The organism is Terrabacter sp. P5_B1 (assembly GCF_056400505.1).
In genome coordinates this window covers 1-17,396 of the sequence record NZ_JBFULD010000043.1, presented here as the reverse complement: position 1 = coordinate 17,396, position 17,396 = coordinate 1, and the positions used below count along the sequence as shown (strand labels likewise).

At 66.3% G+C, this 17,396-nt stretch carries 16 protein-coding genes and 1 pseudogene; 7 read left to right on the top strand and 10 right to left on the bottom strand.

Annotation, left to right across the window (positions count from 1 at the left end; all coding sequences use genetic code 11):
- The 3 genes and pseudogenes from AC1DP0_RS05365 to AC1DP0_RS05355 form a co-directional block, all read right to left on the bottom strand.
- A pseudogene (locus AC1DP0_RS05365) lies at positions 1–128 on the bottom strand (IS256 family transposase); the annotation flags it as partial.
- 45 nt (positions 129–173) lie between these two features.
- Entirely contained in the window at positions 174–368 is a 195-nt protein-coding gene (locus AC1DP0_RS05360; protein ID WP_478082830.1) for a hypothetical protein, read from the bottom strand.
- 146 nt (positions 369–514) lie between these two features.
- Entirely contained in the window at positions 515–910 is a 396-nt protein-coding gene (locus tag AC1DP0_RS05355; RefSeq protein ID WP_478082829.1) for a hypothetical protein, read from the bottom strand.
- A gap of 664 nt (positions 911–1,574) precedes the next feature.
- Between AC1DP0_RS05355 and istA the strand changes: the two genes are divergently transcribed.
- On the top strand, positions 1,575–2,840 hold the full coding sequence (gene istA, locus AC1DP0_RS05350; protein ID WP_478082828.1) for an IS21 family transposase: 1,266 nt from the start codon (positions 1,575–1,577) through the stop codon (positions 2,838–2,840).
- Positions 2,840–3,643: an IS21-like element helper ATPase IstB gene (istB, locus tag AC1DP0_RS05345; protein ID WP_478082827.1), complete on the top strand. Its 804-nt coding sequence runs from the start codon at positions 2,840–2,842 to the stop codon at positions 3,641–3,643. The genes istA and istB overlap by 1 nt, the downstream gene beginning before the upstream one ends.
- 246 nt (positions 3,644–3,889) lie before the next feature.
- Here the strand turns inward: istB and AC1DP0_RS05340 are convergent, their stop codons facing one another.
- From AC1DP0_RS05340 to AC1DP0_RS05325, 4 genes are all read right to left on the bottom strand, one after another.
- Positions 3,890–4,513 (bottom strand): hypothetical protein, encoded by a 624-nt coding sequence (locus tag AC1DP0_RS05340; RefSeq protein WP_478082826.1) that lies wholly within the window; start codon positions 4,511–4,513, stop codon positions 3,890–3,892.
- Complete coding sequence (locus tag AC1DP0_RS05335; protein WP_478082825.1) at positions 4,510–4,935, bottom strand: DUF4186 family protein; 426 nt, start codon at positions 4,933–4,935, stop codon at positions 4,510–4,512. The genes AC1DP0_RS05340 and AC1DP0_RS05335 overlap by 4 nt, the downstream gene beginning before the upstream one ends.
- A 419-nt stretch (positions 4,936–5,354) precedes the next feature.
- Entirely contained in the window at positions 5,355–6,467 is a 1,113-nt protein-coding gene (locus AC1DP0_RS05330) for a site-specific integrase (RefSeq protein WP_478082824.1), read from the bottom strand.
- A complete protein-coding gene (locus tag AC1DP0_RS05325) occupies positions 6,467–6,667 on the bottom strand; it encodes an excisionase family DNA-binding protein (RefSeq protein ID WP_026863072.1) in 201 nt (66 codons plus the stop codon). Before AC1DP0_RS05325 ends, AC1DP0_RS05330 begins: the two co-directional genes overlap by 1 nt.
- A 250-nt stretch (positions 6,668–6,917) precedes the next feature.
- On the opposite strand from AC1DP0_RS05325, the gene AC1DP0_RS05320 reads away from it, so the two are divergent.
- The 4 genes from AC1DP0_RS05320 (at position 6,918) to AC1DP0_RS05305 (ending at position 11,897) form a co-directional block, all read left to right on the top strand.
- Positions 6,918–7,247 carry a histone-like nucleoid-structuring protein Lsr2 gene (locus AC1DP0_RS05320; protein WP_478082823.1) on the top strand — a complete coding sequence of 110 codons (330 nt, stop codon included), beginning with the start codon at positions 6,918–6,920 and terminating at the stop codon, positions 7,245–7,247.
- Positions 7,248–7,755: 508 nt separating this feature from the next.
- A complete protein-coding gene (locus AC1DP0_RS05315; RefSeq protein ID WP_478082822.1) occupies positions 7,756–8,952 on the top strand; it encodes a hypothetical protein in 1,197 nt (398 codons plus the stop codon).
- Between the two features lie 528 nt (positions 8,953–9,480).
- Positions 9,481–9,729, top strand: a complete 249-nt coding sequence (locus AC1DP0_RS05310; RefSeq protein WP_478082821.1) for a LexA family protein — start codon at positions 9,481–9,483, stop codon at positions 9,727–9,729.
- A gap of 434 nt (positions 9,730–10,163) precedes the next feature.
- Entirely contained in the window at positions 10,164–11,897 is a 1,734-nt protein-coding gene (locus AC1DP0_RS05305; protein WP_478082820.1) for an ATP-dependent nuclease, read from the top strand.
- A gap of 159 nt (positions 11,898–12,056) precedes the next feature.
- Here AC1DP0_RS05305 and AC1DP0_RS05300 read toward each other — a convergent pair whose 3' ends face one another.
- The 3 genes from AC1DP0_RS05300 to AC1DP0_RS05290 form a co-directional block, all read right to left on the bottom strand.
- On the bottom strand, positions 12,057–12,527 hold the full coding sequence (locus AC1DP0_RS05300; RefSeq protein ID WP_478082819.1) for a UPF0158 family protein: 471 nt from the start codon (positions 12,525–12,527) through the stop codon (positions 12,057–12,059).
- A 170-nt stretch (positions 12,528–12,697) separates the two neighbouring features.
- Entirely contained in the window at positions 12,698–13,558 is an 861-nt protein-coding gene (locus tag AC1DP0_RS05295; RefSeq protein ID WP_478082818.1) for a fumarylacetoacetate hydrolase family protein, read from the bottom strand.
- 60 nt (positions 13,559–13,618) lie between these two features.
- Positions 13,619–14,425: an IclR family transcriptional regulator gene (locus tag AC1DP0_RS05290; protein WP_478082817.1), complete on the bottom strand. Its 807-nt coding sequence runs from the start codon at positions 14,423–14,425 to the stop codon at positions 13,619–13,621.
- Between the two features lie 78 nt (positions 14,426–14,503).
- On the opposite strand from AC1DP0_RS05290, the gene AC1DP0_RS05285 reads away from it, so the two are divergent.
- The gene (locus AC1DP0_RS05285) at positions 14,504–17,395 is read left to right on the top strand and encodes an FAD-binding and (Fe-S)-binding domain-containing protein (RefSeq protein WP_478082816.1); all 2,892 of its coding nucleotides are present in this window, start codon (positions 14,504–14,506) and stop codon (positions 17,393–17,395) included.
- The last annotated feature ends 1 nt before the right edge of the window (position 17,396 follow it).

Genomic DNA, 17,396 nt, shown 5'->3' with positions numbered 1-17,396 from the left:
CTGTCAGCCTGCGCGGACAGCAGCGCGTTGATGAACGTGCCGAGCAGCTCGCGCATCAGATCGGGGCTGGCCTGGGCCAGCTGCTCGTGCAGAAAGAGGGAAGGGTCGATACTGGTGTTCGCGGTCATCGCGATGCTCCATTCGAGGGTGCTGTGAGAGGTTCACTCGAAGGATCACGCGGTGACCGCATCTGCATGTGCAGGGACACGCTCACCGGTGTCGTCGTACACCAACGCTATGGACTCAACTGCAAGAACAATCGCCAGGTCGAGCGTCAAGCGCGTGCGCTCTTCCGTGAACTCCCGGCCGAAACGTAGGGAACCGCAGAGACAGACGATCTTTGGTCGAGCAACTGGCACGTCGGTCATGGGCACCTTTCCAGAGTCAAGGATCGGCAGTGTGTCATGACGTCCAGTTGGGCAGGCTCGGTGACGCCTGGTCCTCCGCCATCGGCACGATCGCTCGCCCAGCGGCATATCCGGTAATCGGGGCGAGGCGCGGAGTGGCCAAACCGTCAGCCCGAAGTTCGAAGGCCTCCGGGCCCACGCTCGTGTACCGACTCGACGACAACAGGCAGTTCCTTGATCGCGTCAACCTTGCTGCGCAGGCGTCGTCTGGCAACAACCTTCCGCCTGTATGGCCATCTCGTGCCGGGTCGAGAGACCCTCAACTGCCAGCCGAAGCCGAATACGATTCGTCCGCCTAAGTTCCACAGAGCGCCTGCCAGTGCCACGGGCAGGCCGTAGTCGGAGTTCAGTGCCTGGTCGTATTGCCAACCGATGACCCCAGAGGGCAGAGCCTCGATCAGATAGCCGATCCCGTCGGGTCCGACGGTCGTGTCCCAAGCTGGCTGGTCGGCATTCGCGACCGCTGCTGGCCCCCGGCCTCCGAACGGGCTGTCGTCATTCACGTCGGGATCGTTGCACATCACGGATCGAAGGAGAGGTTGACGCGGGACGACCGATCGGCGGCATGACCGGGCGAGCGTAGCCGCCCTCAACGCGGCATGACCGGGCGAGCGTAGCCGCCCTCAACGCGGCAGAAGAGTGCGTCCACAGTGAGGGTCGGGCACCACGGCCGCGTGGACGTGGAGAAAACCAATGCCCCCTCGCCGGGCTTCGCAGGACCTGACCATGGTGAGTCAGCACTGCCGTATGAGAGGCCTCGCATGAGCTCTTCCCGCACTCTCGGGTTTGGTGGCCTTATCGCCCTCACCCTTCATGGGATCTGGCAACTTCTCAGAAGCCTTTTGAGCGCGTCGCCCGACGTGCAAAGCCCACTGCTGTCGATCCTCGAGATTGCAGCAGGCGCAGGCGTGCTAGCGACGATCGTCCTCGTTCGACGACGACGTGACAGGGCATCATCGACGAGTCGGCACTAGCGCATTGAGGCAGATCCGGACGTTTGGCGGTTAGGGTGTCGGGTCGGGACGCAGATGAGGGCTTGCTGCCATGTGGCGGTCAGGGTGCGTTTGGCACCTTGGAGCGCGAAGACGTCGAGGCTGTCAGCGTCGGGTGAAAACTGACCCCTGATCGACGGGTGAAAACGGACCCCTCTCCGTGAGCCTGTGGAGGGTGATCAGCGTGGAGGACTGGGCAGAGATTCGTCGGTTGCACCGGGCCGAGCAGATGCCGATCAAGGCGATCGCTCGTCGGTTGCGGATCTCGCGGAACGCGGTGCGGCGGGCGTTGGCCAAGGACAGCCCGCCCCGGTACGAGCGGCCGGGGAAGGGTTCGTGCGTGGATGCGGTCGAGCCGGCGATCATCGAGCTGTTGCGCTCGTGTCCCACGATGCCGGCCACGGTGATCGCGCAGCGGATCGGCTGGCAGCGGTCGTTGACGGTGCTCAAGGACCGGGTGCGTCAGCTGCGGCCGTTGTTCCTGCCGCCGGACCCAGCCTCCCGCACCGCGTATGTCGCTGGGGACCGGGTGCAGTGTGATTTGTGGTTCCCGCCGGTCGACATCCCACTCGGGTTCGGGCAAGTGGCGCGGCCGCCGGTGCTGGTGATGGCTGCGGGGCACTCGCGGATGCTGTTCGCGGTGATGATCGCCTCCCGGGCGGCGCCGGACCTGATCGCGGGGCACTGGCTGTTGTTGAGCGAGCACCTGCACGCGGTGCCACGGCAGCTGGTGTGGGACAACGAGTCGGCGGTCGGGTCCTGGCGGGCCGGCACGCCGCGGCTGACCGAGGACTTCGAGGCCTTCCGCGGGATCCTGGGCTGCGGTGTGCACCAGTGCCGCCCGCGGGACCCGGAGGCCAAGGGCATCGTCGAGCGGGCCAACCAGTACCTGGAAACCTCGTTCCTGCCCGGGCGCACGTTCACCGGCCCGCGTGACTTCAACGCTCAGCTGCAGGCGTGGCTGCCGGTGGCGAACACCCGGATCGTGCGCCGGATCGGGTGCGCTCCGACGACACGGTGGGACGCCGACCGGGCCGCGATGCTGCCGCTGCCCCCGGTGGCCCCGGTGCTGGGCTGGCGCCACCAGGTCCGCCTCGGGCGGGACCACTACGTGCGCCTCGCCGGCAACGACTACTCGGTCGACCCGGTCGCGGTCGGTCGCACGGTGCAGGTCTTCGCCGACCTGGACACCGTGACCGTCACCCTGGCCGGGCGGCCGGTCGCCACCCATGAACGGTGCTGGGCCAAACACCAGAGCATCACCGACCCGGCCCACCACGCCGCCGCCTTGGCGCTGGCCCACACCGCCGCCCACCGACCCACGAGGCCGGCCGACAACGACATCCAACCGCTCGAAGAGCGGGACCTGTCCGTGTACGACACCGCCTTCGGCATCACCGACGAGATCACCGACGAGATCACTGAAGGGCAGGTGGCGTGATGCCGGGCAAGTCCTCCGTGACGACCCGGGACGTGGGAGCCGAGCTGGCGTTCCTGACCCGCGCGTTGAAGGCGCCATCGCTACGCGAGGCCGTCCCGCGGCTGGCCGAACGAGCCCGTGCTGAGGCGTGGACCTTCGAGGAGTTCCTCGCCGCCTGCTTGCAACGTGAGGTCGCCGCCCGGGACGCGCACGGCGGTGAAGGACGGATCCGCGCTGCCCGGTTCCCCGCCCGGAAGTCGCTCGAGGAGTTCGACTTCGACCACGCCCGCGGTCTGTCCCGGGAGGTCATCGCTCACCTGGGCACCTTGGACTTCGTCGCAGCGAAGGACAACGTCGTGTTCCTCGGCCCGCCCGGCACCGGCAAGACGCACCTCGCGACCGGGATCGCGATCCGCGCGTGCCAGGCCGGGCACCGGGTCCTGTTCGCCACCGCCTCCGAGTGGGTCGACCGCCTCGCCGGCGCCCACCACGACGGTCGCCTGCAGGACGAGCTGCGACGCCTCGGGCGGTACCCGCTGCTGGTCATCGACGAGGTCGGCTACATCCCGTTCGAGCCCGAGGCCGCGAACCTGTTCTTCCAGCTCGTGTCCTCCCGCTACGAACGGGCCTCGCTCATCGTCACCAGCAACAAGCCTTTCGGCCGGTGGGGCGAGGTGTTCGGCGACGACGTCGTGGCCGCTGCGATGATCGACCGGCTCGTCCACCACGCCGACGTCGTCAACCTCAAAGGCGACTCCTACCGGCTCAAGAACCGCGACCTCGGCCGCGTCCCCACCCCCGCCGGAGCCGAGGACGGACCATGACCAACCCAACGAGAGGGGTCCGTTTTCACCCGTCGCGAAGGGGTCCATTTTCAGCCGCCGTTGACAGCTTCAGCGGTGATTTCAGCGGTGGCCGCCAGCCGGCGGTGACGGGCAGTGATGCGAGGTCGCGAGAAACTCAGACGGCTCAGGCATGTCGCGGCAGATTGGAGCAGCCCGAAGCGGCGGTTGCTCTCTGCTCCCGTGCTGGTCTCGCTCGGCGCGGATGCCTGCACGCCCCTTCGAGGGTCAACCCTGGAAGCGAGCGATGCGCGGCGCCGACTTGCCATTGACCGTGGTGAACACGCCCAAGGCGTAGAGGTTGGTCCCGGCTGTCGTGAGGTCCCACACTCCGAGCGCCGAGTTGAACTGCGCCCAGGCTCGGGCGTTGGGCGTGGTTCCGCTGGCGTCGGCGACGAAGGTCTTCTTCGCCGACGTGGTGTTCCCACATCCTGACGTCGTGGACCCGCAGAGGAACCCGAAGTGCCCTCCTGCGTAAACCGTGCCGCCCACGACCTCGACAGCCTGCACGTCGCCGTCCGTGAGGACCTGCCAGACCTTCACGCCGGCTGAGGTCGTCTTGTACAGGGAGTTCCCCGTCGACACCCCGCCCCCCACGGCCAGGAACACCCCCGCGCTGTCCACCTCCAGGTCGTCGACCGGGCCGCCCACACTGGTGTTGTAGCTCAGGACGCTTCCGGAGGCCGTGACCGCGGCTACTCTGCTGCGGGTTGCCGTGCCGATGTGGGCGAAGTCCCCGCCGATCCAGACGTTTCCTCCGACGGCCTTGACGACGTTGACAGCGGCGTCGGCCCCGGGAAACGCACGATCCACCGCACCGGTGGCGGCGTCGGCAGCGGCCAGGTAGTTCACGGCGGTGCCGCCGACCTTGGTGAAGGTGTTGAGCTCCCGGGGTCCCGACCTTCGATTGAGGTCGCCATCTCACGGTCGATCCAGCGTCCGATCACCTCGACCACGTAGGCCCGTTCGCCGCGGTCGAGCGGATGCCCCTTCGCGATGCCGTGCCACGTCTCCAAGCAGCTGCGGCAGCAGGTCGCGGTGGCGTGCTGGGCCACGAAGACCGGGTGGTTGCGGTACGGGGTCTGCCGGCCGTCGTTGCGCGGCTCGGCCGGCGCCAGTCGCTCCGCGATGATCTCTGCGGCGTGAGCCCGCATCGTCTGCGGACCGTGCAGCTCAGCCGTGGCCCGCTCGCGCCCGCGCAGGCGGAACCGTCGCCCGAACGGTCGCGCGCTCGCGCGGTCGATCCGGTCATCGATCTCGGTGGGGTCGAGCACGTCCCCAGACTAGACACGGCAGGGTGGCTGACGTACGAGACCATGCGCCCGCACGAGGCTTTCAGGGGGCGAACGGTCGGGTGAGTCGCGCGGTCGCGCTATCGCTGACGACACGCGGACGCCAGGTGCTCCCGCATGGTCCGCGCGCAACCGTCTCGACGTCGAGGCGTCGTGCGATAGCCCGCGGGGATCCTCGGCGTGTCGCGGTCAATGACGGGCGCTCGACTGAGGCGCTGAGCGACGTGCGCAAAGACCCGAGGAACGACGAAACCGCAGGTCAGAGGGTTCTGACCTACGATTTCGGGTGGTGGCCAGGGGCGGGGTCGAACCGCCGACCTTCCGATTTTCAGGCAGACGCRTTCGTGCAGGTCAGGCCCTGTCTCTGGCCGGCTGTGCGATCTGGCGTGCGATCGATGGGGTCAGAACGACTTCGGCAGCTTGCTTGCATCGCCGCTCGCGGCCAACTTCGACAGGGCATCGGCGATCTGCGCGTCCCTGCCCTCGACGGCGTGCATGTAGCGCTGAGCCGCCGCGGTCGAGGAATGACCCAAGCGCTTCTTGAGGTCCACGAGGCTCGCGCCCGTGGCAGCCGCAAGGGACTGCCCGGTGTGACGCAGATCGTGGAAGGCGATGGTGAGGCCCACCTGCTCCCGCGCGCGGGCGAATGCCTGATAGATCGTGTTTCCCCGCACTTGCTGCCCGTGGCGGTCCGCGAGGAAGTAGGTCGGACCAGAGTGGTCGCGCGCGTGGCCCTTAAGCAAGGGAACGATGTGCGGGGGGATCGTGACCGTGCGTTTGCCGGCCTCGCTCTTGGGATCCTTCTCGAACTTCCTTGGTGCTTCGAGCAGTTCGACGTAGTTGCGGCGGACAGTGACCCGACCGTGCTCCAGGTCGACATCACGTGTCCGGAGCGCGCAGATCTCACCCCGGCGCAAGCCGCACCATGCGGCGAGGGCCACAGCGGCCCGGAATCGAGGGGTGGTGGCCTCGATCAGCTGGGCGACCTCGACCGGGGTGGCGATGGGGCGTTCGGCGGACCGCTGGGCGCCGGCGCCGGGGATCTGGCACGGATTTCTGACGATCGCGCCGTCCTGAACGGCCACGTTGAGGACAGCACGGATGAGCCTGTAGGACTGGCTGATCGATGTGCGACCACCCGATCCCCGGAGGGCCTTTGCGTGCCAGCCGCGGACCATCGGAGGGTTGATGCTTGCGATCGGCCGGTCCAGCAGGTCGTCGAGATGGAGCCGCATGTTGCGACGGCAAGTCTCCGCCCACCGCTCGCCGACCCGAGGGTTCTCCTCGAGGTAGGCGTCGCAGCACTCGCGGAGGGTGCGCTGCCCCAGTCGCGCGTCGGGCTGCCAATGTCCGCGCTCGACGTCCAGCTGGATCCGGTCGAGGAAGCGTCGAGCGTCTGCCTCGGTCCGGTACGTCTCGGGCGCGTTGTGCCGGTAACCGTCTGGGGTCTTGTAGCTGGCGTGGAAGCGACCGGACGGAAGCTTGCGGATGTACCCGAACCGGCGGCGCGTCATCAGCCCGAACCGGCCGGATAGAGGCGCAGCCGCTCCACCGTGCCCTCGTTGATGAACTCCTGGAGCTCGGTCTCGGGGATTCGGACGTGCCTTCCGACACGAACAAACCGAATTCGTCTCTCAGCGATGAGGCGTCGCGGAAACCTCGCGGTGGTTCCGAGAACTCTGGCAGCGTCCTCGACGGTCAACAGTCGCTCCATGTTGCGCGCTCCTTGTGCGGTCTGAGCGCGAACCGCGGACGTGGGTCACCATCAGTTGCAGGCTGCGCCCGGCCGAGGTCACGGTCGGCCAAGAGGGCGAATGTTGGCTCACCACGGCCAGCGGAAGGGGTGTGGAAAGCGTCATCGGGGCCATTCCTCGCCTCCCTCTCACGCCGAAGTGGCGAACCGCGCATTGTTTGTGATTTGCTGCTGCCGCAGGGATTCATCAAACAGTTGGAGAACCCACGTCATGGCACAGCGAATTCAGAGCATTCTGGATGATGACATCGACGGTGGCCCCGCCGATTCCACGATTCAGTTCAGCTACCAAGGCACTCAGTACGAGATCGACCTCTCCAAGAAGAACGAGGAGAAGCTGATCAAAGCGCTCGAACCCTTCACCAGCAGAGCTCGCCGGATCGGCAGCGGCCGCCGGTCTTCGACCAAGCCGCCGGCCGAAAAAATAAACAAGGACCAGCTCCAAGCTATGCGCGACTGGGCACGCGCCAACGGATTCACGGTCTCTGACCGTGGGCGGGTCAGCCAAGACGTGCAGGACGCATACAACGCCTCTCGCTGAGGCCCGCAACGAAGGTCGCCTGCCCCCGCGAGGGCAGGCGGCCTCCCGTCGGGATTCCCGCAGAGACTGGTCCGTGCCTCTCCGCCGAGCAGCTCATCTGTACGGCGCTGCGCCACGTTCATGCGCCCCGCGATCTGCGGTGAGTCCCGCAACTGACCAGATAGAGGCGCCGCATCCTCACGCGCCGAAGTGACGCTGTCGTTTTCTCGCTCGCGAGGACCGCGGTCTCGAGCAGTAGCTTCTGCGCTGCGGCGGTCTTGGCGAAGAGTGCGCGGCCCCACGCCAATCGATCGGGCTGTCGGCGGATCACGGCCGGTCGCGACAAAGCCGATGGGCCATCGCTCGTGGGCATAGCCAAGGCGCAAACGTGGTCGTCGCGGCCAGGATCTCCGGAGCCAAGTCATGAGTCGCTGGGCCGCGAGTCACACGAAGTTTCGCCTCGATCGTCAGACCAGCCCACTACGGTGGTCATCCACGATCCCCGACCGGAGAGCCTTGGCAAGCAACGATGAATGACGCGATCGAGCTGATCCACGATGGCAGTGGCCTCGCGGTCATTGGCGAGGAGAAGGCAGTCGAGAAGTTCCTTCGCTCAGCGGGACAATGGACGGCCTCGAGGGACCTCGAACTAGCGCGGCTTAGGCCGCTGCTGCGCCTAGGGTCCGACATCGTCGAGGCGGCCTCCGAGATCGCCACCAGCTCGGGCCGCTGGATAAAACTCACCGAGGAGTCCGCCAAGCTTGTCGGAGAGCACGGACTTATGAAGTCGAAGGTGCCCGGCGAGAGCCATCTGATGGTGGGGAATCCAGGATCAGTCAAGTCGTGGCTGCAAGCCGAGGCCGGTCCGGGCACCCTGCTTAGCAACCCGGCGGTCCTTTCGGGCGTCGCCGGGCTCATGGCGCAAGCAGCCAGCCAACAGACCATGGCCGAGATCACCGCCTATTTAGCCAAGATCGACGAGAAGGTCGACGACCTCCTCGTCAAGGTCGACGCCACCGTGTTGAAGGACATGGACGGGGCGCGGCTTCAGATCCGGCGTGCTCTGACCATGCGGGAGGAGGAGGGGCGGGTCACGGTCGACTCGTGGTCTGAGGTGCAAAACGCCTCCGGGAAACTGGCCGACGTGCAGGGATACGCCCTGCGTCAGTTAGAAGCAGTCGCGGAGAAATTGGAGACTCAGAATCGGATCGGTGGGCTCGCCCAGACCGCCGAAGCCGCGAAGCCTGAGGTGCAGAAATGGCTCGCGGTCCTGGCGGAATGCTTTCAACTGCAAGAGGCGTTCGACGTACTCGCGCTCGACCGAGCCCTTGACGAGTCGCCAGACGCATTGAACGCGCGTCGTCGGGGTCTCGAAGCTGACCGAAAAGACCGAATAGACAACGTTTTCCGCTCCTCGCAGGACCTGCTAGCCCGCATGGACGCGGCCGTAGACAGGGCCAACCGGCAACTGGTCTGGACGCGGGCCAAGTCCCTTTCAGTTGTCGAGTCTGGAAACGATCTCGCGGCCCGGATCCACGCCTGCCTAGAGGCGCTGGGGATTCAAGCCGATCTTCGGACATGGGACGCGCGGCAGCTTGGGCCAGCGTTGGAGGTCGGCGCTCAGACGATCCAGGGTGCCAAGGACGCAGCGCCCTACGCCGGCACGGTTCTTGGCGTTGTCGGCGTAGCTTTCGTAGGCAAGAAGGTGCACGGCCCAGGCAGCTAGCAGTCCTTGCACTTGGCGCCGAAGCGGCGGAACGACGCGAGGCCCAGGGATGGACTCACCAAAACTGGGACTTGCGCACGGCGAATGCGACTTCGAGTGCCGCCTTGACTATCGGCGTCGACCCAGCCCGGGAAGTCCACCGCCCACAGTACGGACGCTGGTGTTGTGCTCGTCGTCGATCTTGGCCTTCGGCTTTCGCGGACGGCGGGAGTGCGGGATGTGCTTCGTGTTTGGGCCGCCCGCCGCCTGAGCAAGCCTTGCCCGTCCGCTTGCTGATGTGCGGCGATACCCATCCCTCGTCCATTACGGGATGTTTGCGGCGGCCACAGATGCCGCACACATTTCCCTGCTTAGCACTGGTGCAGTCTGCCTCACGTCAAGGCATCTCTGCTTCTGTGGGTCTCCGTCCGCCCAAGCGGCGAGATGACCCCTTCTGCGCAAATTCCACTCCTTGGTGGCCCAAGTCAGGGACGATATAGCGAGCCATCGCCCAAGTAGCCACATCGAGTAGACAGAGGAACATCGCCAATGCCTCGTCCCAAGACCGAAGAGGGTCGCCTGCGCCGCCTGAGCCTCCTGCAACTGCTCCGCGAATACGTTCACGAGCACGGCTACGCACCTACGATGGCAGACCTCATTGAGTCGACAGGAATCCCTAGGGCGACACTGCGCTGGCACCTCGGCTCTTTGACCGATCAGGGCTTCTTACGGTTCGGACAAGATGGCGCCATGAGGACGCTCAGCGTGACTCGTAAGGACGAAGCCCTATTGGAGTAGCGCCAAGTTCGTGACGCGAGTGCGCGGACGTGTGGAAGGGGTGCCCACAAGCCCCTGGTTTCAGCGATAGGACGCAGACGGCTGCAGAGAGGTGCGACCCGCAGCCAGCCGGTCACGGCCTCAAACTCGAGCGTCTGGACACATCATCGATGTGTTCAATTGAACGGCGCCGTGGCGACGTGGTGGGCAGTTCGCCATCCCGACAGGCCGCGGACGGTGATGGGATGAGCGACCTGCAGGAACCGGATCAGGTCGGGCCGGTCCAGTCCTTGGGCGCGGACCATCGGGGTGGACCTTCGGCGGCCGCGCGTACACGGTGGCCTCGAAGACCTCACACGCGCTGCGGTGGCCGTAGCGCGCCATGCCGCCCACCGTCCGCCGTTGCTGTCCCCGCGGATGGCATGATGGCGCCTCACGCGTGATGGGGGACACACTTGCTCAAGGAACTGCAACTTCGAAACTTTCGCGCCTTCGAGGACTTCACGGTAACTTTCGGTGAAGGCGCTTACCTGGTAGGGCCAAACAACGCCGGAAAGTCGACCTTGCTCACGGCCATCCGAACGGCTGATGTGCTGTTGCGACAGGCGTATCGTCGATCGCCTACCTTGAGATGCCAGCATGACAATCGGACGGTCGTTGCGCACCCCCTGTCGCTGAACGATTTCCCTGCCCTTCGCGACAGTCTGCGACATGAGTTCGGAGGCTCTGAGGCATCCCTACGATTGACTTGGGCTTCGGGCGCTATATTGACGTGCGTCTGGCCGGATGAGGCCGTTGAGGAAGACCCCTTTTTCTACCTCGAGCGCATACCAGGAATGCAGGTTCGGACTGCAGCGGAGGCGCGGGCAGCTTTTCCGCCCTTGGGCGTTATTCCGCTTCTTAGCCCCGTTGAGCACTCCGAAGCACTTCTCACGGAAAAATATGTCAACTCAAGTGTTGCCACGCGGCTGAGCAGTAGACACTTCCGCAATCATCTGCGTCTTCTGCAATCGAATGGTGAGCTCGACAATTTTTTGGAGTGGGCATCTCCTTGGCTTACCGAGATCGCCTTTGATCGGCTCGGGCAGCATTTGAGCCAGGAAGGGCAGATTCTTGAAGCCTATTTCTTCGAGAGTGGCAGCAGAGTTCCGAAGGAACTGGTGTGGGCCGGCGACGGGGTGCAGATTTGGCTGCAGCTGCTCTTTCATATATACCGGGTAGGCGCGTGTGCAACCATCGTCTTGGACGAGCCGGAGGTTTACCTGCACCCCGACCTTCAACGACGGTTGGTGCAGTTGTTGGAATCGACCGGCAAACAGCTTGTGGTAGCCACCCATTCGTCCGAGATGGTGGCGGAGGCAGACAGTCGCCTCGTGACCTTGGTCGACAAGAGCCGCCGACGCGCGCGCCGAGCACGTACGGATGGAGACCTGGAGGTGCTGTCCGGCACACTGGGAACAGCCTTCAACCTTCGCTTGGCGAAGGCGCTTCGTTCGCGCGTCGCTTTCTTCGTAGAGGGAAAGGACATGTCCGTCCTCCGTCGGATCTCGAACTTGGTTGGCTGTAAGCAACTGGCGCGGGAAGACGGTGTGACGGTCATCCCGTTGCAGGGCTACAGCAGGTGGACGCAGGTCGAACCGTTCGCGTGGCTATGCCGTGAGTTACTGCCAGAGGCGTTGAAGATTTCCGTCGTCTTGGACCGCGACTATCGATCCGACTCGACAGTCGAAAAGGTCGAGCAGCAGTTTAAAGCGGCCGGCATGCATGCTCATGTCTGGCGCAGAAAGGAACTCGAGAGCTACCTCATCAGCGCGCCGGTGATTTCGCGAGTGTCTGGGGCTACGGTTGAGGATATCGGAGCCATGCTTAACGAGGTCACGGCGAGTATGGAGAATGAGGTGTTTGGCCGAATGCTCGATGAGCGCTTGCGTGAGCAGGTGAGCGCATCACGCCATGCAGTGTCGGTTACCACGGACTTCAAACAGACTTTCGACGGCACGTGGGCCGACGAAGCATTCCGTTTGCGCATGTGCCCTCCGAAACAAGTCATTTCTGCTCTGAACTCGCGCCTACAATCGAGTGGTTTCAAGACGCTGTCGAGCTCATCGTTGGTGCGAGCGCTTCGTGTGGGCGATGTCGATCCCGAGATGGTCTTGCTGCTCCGCGCAGTCGAGTCGCACGTCGGCTAGATCGCAACTCGTGGACCCCACGCACACACGCCGACAGTGACTGCTGTGCGAGATGCTTCGAGGGCGCGCGAGGCCGACGTGGTCGACAGGCGGCGGTGTGACGCGCCATGGCCGTGTGGAATCAGGTCTTCGTGACGCCCCTTGCGTGCGGCACCCCTCTCAGGAGAGGGCAGGCTCCGGGTTGTCGCTGGTGAACCGTCGAGCGGTTTCTTCTTCGATGAGTCCCTCGTCCGCCAGCCACTGGACGGCCCGGACCCGGGCCCTCGTATCAGCCAGGGCCTGCCAGACCGAGATCAACTCGGGGCGGTGTCCGAACAGCTCGTTCTTGAAGCGCCGGAACGCCCCTTCGCCTTGCAGCGACGCGCTCAGGCGTCGACCGGCGGCGCGGTCGCTGATGCCGTCGGCGAAGTCGACCATGTCCTGATACCAGATGTAGGAAGGGAGCGGCTCTATGAGGATGAGGTCCAGCTCGTCGAGCTCGACCGGGTTCTCACCGTCGATGCCCGTGTCGCTGGTCCAGAAGACCACCTCGCCCGCACGAGGATCGAACAGCCATCGATGGTCGTAGTCGGTCTGGTCCGCCAGCGCGGTGGCGATCTCCTCAACATCGATGTTGTCCAGGTCGAGCACCCAGCCAGCGTAGAACCCGAGGCCACAGCTTGGGGTCTGTGACGCCTTCGGGCGATGCCGCTCAGGTCGCGGCGGTATGACGCTGAAGAATCGGAAAGAGCTCGGGCTCGCCACCTCTTACGGATCTCGTGCGTAACTCTCGGGTGGCGAGCCGGTCGCTGGGCTAGGGCTCAGCGAGCTGCGAGGACCTCTTGACGTTGACTGCCGAGTCGGGTGATTCCCAACTCCATGACGTCGCCTGGCTGCAGCCACACGGGGGGTGTGTAGCCCATGCCGACGCCGGGGGGCGTACCCGTGTTGATGAGGTCACCGGGCTCCAAGACCATGAACTGGCTCAGGTAGTGCACCAGAAAGGCCGGTTTGAACAGCATCGTTGCCGTTGTGCCGGTCTGACGGCGGACCCCGTTGAGGTCGAGCCACAGGTTCAGGGCGTGCACGTCGGGGATCTCGTCGGGCGTGACCAGGTAGGGACCACAGGGGTTGAACGTCGGAGCTGACTTGCCCTTGACCCACTGGCCGCCTCGCTCCATCTGGAAGGCGCGCTCACTCACGTCGTTGACGAGGGTGTAGCCAGCGATCGCGGCCGCGGCCGCTTTCTCGTCTGCCAGGTAGCTGCTCCGCCGCCCGATGACGATGCCGAGTTCGACTTCCCAGTCCGGCTTGGTAGCGCCCCGGGGTAGCTGCACGGCGTCGTTCGGGCCGATGAGAGTGTTGGGCGCCTTGTTGAAGACGATTGGCTCGGCGGGGACGGCCTGACCGGTTTCCGCGGCGTGGTCGCTGTAGTTCAAGCCAATGCACAAGATCTGGTGCGGTCGGGCGATCGGGGCGCCGATCCTCTGGTCGTCCAGCGCAGTGACCTGCCCTGCGCGCGCGCGCTCTGCGGCGGCCTGCTCAATCAGTGCCGGTCCGCCGCGCCCGAAGAAGTCCTCGTTGAAGTCCTCGACGAGGTCGGAGACGTCTACGAAGGCGTTTTCGTCAGCAAGCACAGCCGGGCGTTCCTGGCCTTCGGGGCCGACGCGCAACAATCTCATGGTTCTCCTTTGGTGGTGCGATGCATGGGGTGGCTAGGTCATTCGCCGGGACGGTCTGCCTTAGCTCGCGTCCCAGGTCGTTGCTGCGGTCACGATCGTGCGGATCTCGTCTGCTGCCTCGATGAGCGCGGAGACGGGGGTGCGGTAGGTCAGCCCGCTGACGCTGATCGCGCCGCTGGGCTGCGAGGGGGACGCGAGCCAGACCGGGACGGCGAGGCAGTTGATCCCCAACTCGTTCTCCTGGTTCTCCACGGCGTAGCCCCGCTCCCGCACCTCGGCTAGCTCCACGCACAGGGCATCCGCGTCCACGATGGTGCTTTCGGTCCGCGCCTGCAACGGGCCGGCTGCGACCCATTCCCGGACGGCGTCGTCGTCGGGGAGGGCGTGGGTCAGCAGCATCTTGCCCACCGCGGTGCAGTGCGCGGGGTTCTGGCCGCCGATGGTCGAGGTGAGACGCATGGCACCCACGGGTGGGTCCACCTTCGCCCGGTAGACGACCGAGCGGCCGGCGAGGACCGCGTAGTGGGTCGTCTCCCCGAACCGTTCGGCAAGTGCGGTCAGAGCGGGCCGCACGCGCACGTGCTCAGGCCGCAGCTCGTGGTGGGCGAAGGCGAGCCGCAGGAACTCGTCCCCGAGCACGTAGTGACCTCGGGTGTCATGAGCCGCGAAGCCGGCGCGACGCAGGGAGCTGAGGGCCCGGTGCACGGTCGATTTAGGGCTGTTGACCGCCCTCGCCAGGTCGTCCAGGCCGACTCCCTCCGCGTGAAGCGCGAGCTCGGTCAAGACGGCCAGGACGCGGTCAGAGCCGACAAGACGCTTGTCGGCGGTGTCTTCCCCTCCGGCGTGAGGCGATGTAGAGTCCGGCATGTTCCGAAGGTTAGAACAGTATTCCGGTAAATGGAAATACCTTGTTCGATGTTGCTTGGGTGAAAGGAGGCCATCACCATGCATCGACTCGATGCCGAGTCCTTGACTGCCCCGCTCGGAGACCGCTCCAAGGTGCTGGCGGCGCTCAACGACGCTGGGCTGGGGGCCGACCAGGTGCGCAGCCGCACGTCCGATCGCCTGGCCTACGCCCACGACGCCTCCCACTACCTGCTGACGCCCCAGGCCGTCGTGCTTCCGGCCTCTGCCACCGACGTGTCCCGGCTGCTGCGCGTCAGCGCCGAGCACGGCGTGCCGTTGACGTTCCGGTCAGGCGGCACCAGCCTCAGCGGGCAGGCTGTCTCCGAGGGACTGCTCGCGGACGTACGCCGCCACTTCCGCCGTATCGAGGTCCTCGAGGACGGCGAAAGGGTGCGGGTGCAGCCGGGCGCCACGGTCCGCGCCGTCAACGCCCAACTCGACCCCCACGGACGCAAACTCGGCCCGGACCCGGCCAGCGAGGCCGCGTGCACGCTCGGTGGCGTCATCGCCAACAACTCCAGCGGAATGGCCTGCGGCACCCAGCAGAACGCCTACCAGACCCTCGAGTCGCTCGTGCTGGTGCTGGCCAGCGGCACGGTGATCGACACCTCGGCAGCGGACGCCGACGGCAAGCTTGCCGCGCTTGAACCGGCCCTGGAGCAGGGACTGGCGCGGCTTCGGGACCGGCTCCGGGCAAACGCCGAGTCGGTTCGGCTTATCCGGCAACAGTTCGCGATGAAGAACACCATGGGGTACGGGCTCAACGCCTTCCTCGACTACGACTCCCCGGTCAAGATCCTCGAGCACCTGATCGTCGGGAGCGAGGGCACGCTGGCCTTCATCGCCGAGGCGACCCTGAAGACGGTCCCCCTCCATGCACACGCCTCGACCGGTCTGCTGATCTTCGACAGCCTGGCCGAGGCCACCGCCGCCCTGCCCGCCCTCGTCGGGACTGAGCCAGCCACCGTGGAGCTGCTGGACGCAGCGTCGCTTCGCGTCGCGCAGCGCGACCCCCGCGCCGGCGCACACCTGCGGTCAATGCAGGTGGGGATGCGCGCCGCGCTCCTGGTGGAGTACACGGCGCCGACGCCCGAAGCGCTGGGCGACCTGGTGGCGAAGCACGCCGACACCCTCCAGGACGTGCACCTCGGCGCGGCAGCCTCATTCACCACTGACACAGGCACCCGAGGGGACCTGTGGCACATCCGCAAAGGCCTGTACGCGGCGATCGCCGGGGCCCGCCCCTCCGGAACGATCGCACTCTTGGAAGACGTCGTCGTGCCGGTCCCGGCGCTGCTGGCCACGTGTACCGACCTGGCTGAGCTCTTCGCCCGCTTCGGCTACGACGACGCGGTGCTGTTCGGACACGCCAAGGACGGCAACGTCCACTTCATGCTGACCGACCGCTTCGAGCAACCCGATCGGCTCGAGCGCTACCGCCGGTTCACCGAGGACATGGTGGAGCTCGTCCTGGCTGCTGGCGGGTCCCTCAAGGCGGAACACGGCACCGGCAGGAACATGGCCCCGTACGTCGCCCGCCAGTACGGTCCCGAGCTGTACCAGGTCATGCGCGAGCTCAAGGCACTGTTCGACCCGGCTGGGCTGCTCAACCCGGGCGTCATCCTCAACGACGACCCGCAGGCCCATGTGCGTCACCTGAAGGTCACCCCCACGGTGGAACCCGAGGTCGACCGATGCGTGGAGTGCGGATACTGCGAGCCGGTCTGCCCTAGCCGTGACCTGACGACCACTCCACGGCAGCGGATCGTGCTGCGTCGGGAGATGGCGCGGGCGCAGGTGAACGGTGATGCTGCACTGCTGCGCGAGCTCCGCCAGGCCTACGAGTACGACGCCGTCCAGACCTGCGCCGTCGACGGCATGTGCCAGACCGCGTGCCCGGTGTCCATCAACACCGGAGACCTCGTCAAGCGCCTGCGCAACGACGGCCATGGCCCCCTCGCGGAACGTGCAGGCGCTGCCGGCGCACGACACTGGAACGGGACCACGAGGGCTGCCGCGACCCTGCTGAGCGCCGCCCACCGCCTGCCTGTTGGGGTACCTACCGGGGCAACCTCAGCGGCCCGGCGCGTGATCGGCGAAGAGCGGGTTCCCGCATGGTCAAAGGACCTCCCGCGCGGCGGCGCGGTTCGCTCCGGCGGCCCCGGTGACGGTGACGCTGACGCCGTGTACTTCGCCTCCTGCACCGGCTCGATGTTCGGTCCGGCGGCGGACGGACCGGGTGTCGGTGCCGCCTTCACGGAGCTCTGCGAGCGAGCCGGACTGCGGGTGCGTTCGGTGTCCAACGCGGCGGACCTGTGCTGCGGGACGCCTTGGCGCTCCAAAGGACTGCACACGGGCTACGAGGTGATGCTGGGCAAGGTGCTGCCCGCCCTGTGGCACGCGAGCGACGAGGGACGCCTGCCGATCCTGTCCGACGCGTCTTCCTGCACCGAGGGCCTGGCCCAGTTGCTTGCCGACGCGGCGCCCGCGGAGGCTGGTCGCTACAGCCGGCTGCGCGTCATCGACTCCGTCGCGTTCACTCTGCACGAGCTCCTGCCCCGGCTGACCGTGCTGCGGAAGCTGCCAACGCTCGCGCTGCACCCGACCTGCTCCTCGACGAGACTCGGCCTGAACGCCGACCTCACGCGGCTGGCCGGCGCCGTGGCCGAGACCGTCCTGACACCCGACGCCTGGGGGTGCTGCGGCTTCGCGGGCGACCGCGGCCTCCTGCACCCCGAACTGACCGCAGCCGCGACGGCACCCGAGGCCGCCGAACTGACCGGCCGCGAGATCGCCGGCTACGCCTCGTGCAACCGGACCTGCGAGATCGGCATGTCGCGCGCCACCGGCGCCGACTACCGGCACGTGCTCGAGCTGCTCGCCGAGGCCACCCGGCCCCTTCCCTCCGTATCCGGCCCCGACGGCCGCTAAC

What these genes read in the sequence shown, in the direction of transcription:
- AC1DP0_RS05360 (WP_478082830.1), bottom strand. Translation starts at nt 368, where the DNA reads ATGACCGACGTGCCAGTTGCTCGACCAAAGATCGTCTGTCTCTGCGGT.
- istB (WP_478082827.1), top strand. Translation starts at nt 2,840, where the DNA reads ATGCCGGGCAAGTCCTCCGTGACGACCCGGGACGTGGGAGCCGAGCTG.
- AC1DP0_RS05330 (WP_478082824.1), bottom strand. Translation starts at nt 6,467, where the DNA reads ATGACGCGCCGCCGGTTCGGGTACATCCGCAAGCTTCCGTCCGGTCGC.
- AC1DP0_RS05325 (WP_026863072.1), bottom strand. Translation starts at nt 6,667, where the DNA reads ATGGAGCGACTGTTGACCGTCGAGGACGCTGCCAGAGTTCTCGGAACC.
- AC1DP0_RS05320 (WP_478082823.1), top strand. Translation starts at nt 6,918, where the DNA reads ATGGCACAGCGAATTCAGAGCATTCTGGATGATGACATCGACGGTGGC.
- AC1DP0_RS05315 (WP_478082822.1), top strand. Translation starts at nt 7,756, where the DNA reads ATGAATGACGCGATCGAGCTGATCCACGATGGCAGTGGCCTCGCGGTC.
- AC1DP0_RS05310 (WP_478082821.1), top strand. Translation starts at nt 9,481, where the DNA reads ATGCCTCGTCCCAAGACCGAAGAGGGTCGCCTGCGCCGCCTGAGCCTC.
- AC1DP0_RS05295 (WP_478082818.1), bottom strand. Translation starts at nt 13,558, where the DNA reads ATGAGATTGTTGCGCGTCGGCCCCGAAGGCCAGGAACGCCCGGCTGTG.
- AC1DP0_RS05290 (WP_478082817.1), bottom strand. Translation starts at nt 14,425, where the DNA reads ATGCCGGACTCTACATCGCCTCACGCCGGAGGGGAAGACACCGCCGAC.
- AC1DP0_RS05285 (WP_478082816.1), top strand. Translation starts at nt 14,504, where the DNA reads ATGCATCGACTCGATGCCGAGTCCTTGACTGCCCCGCTCGGAGACCGC.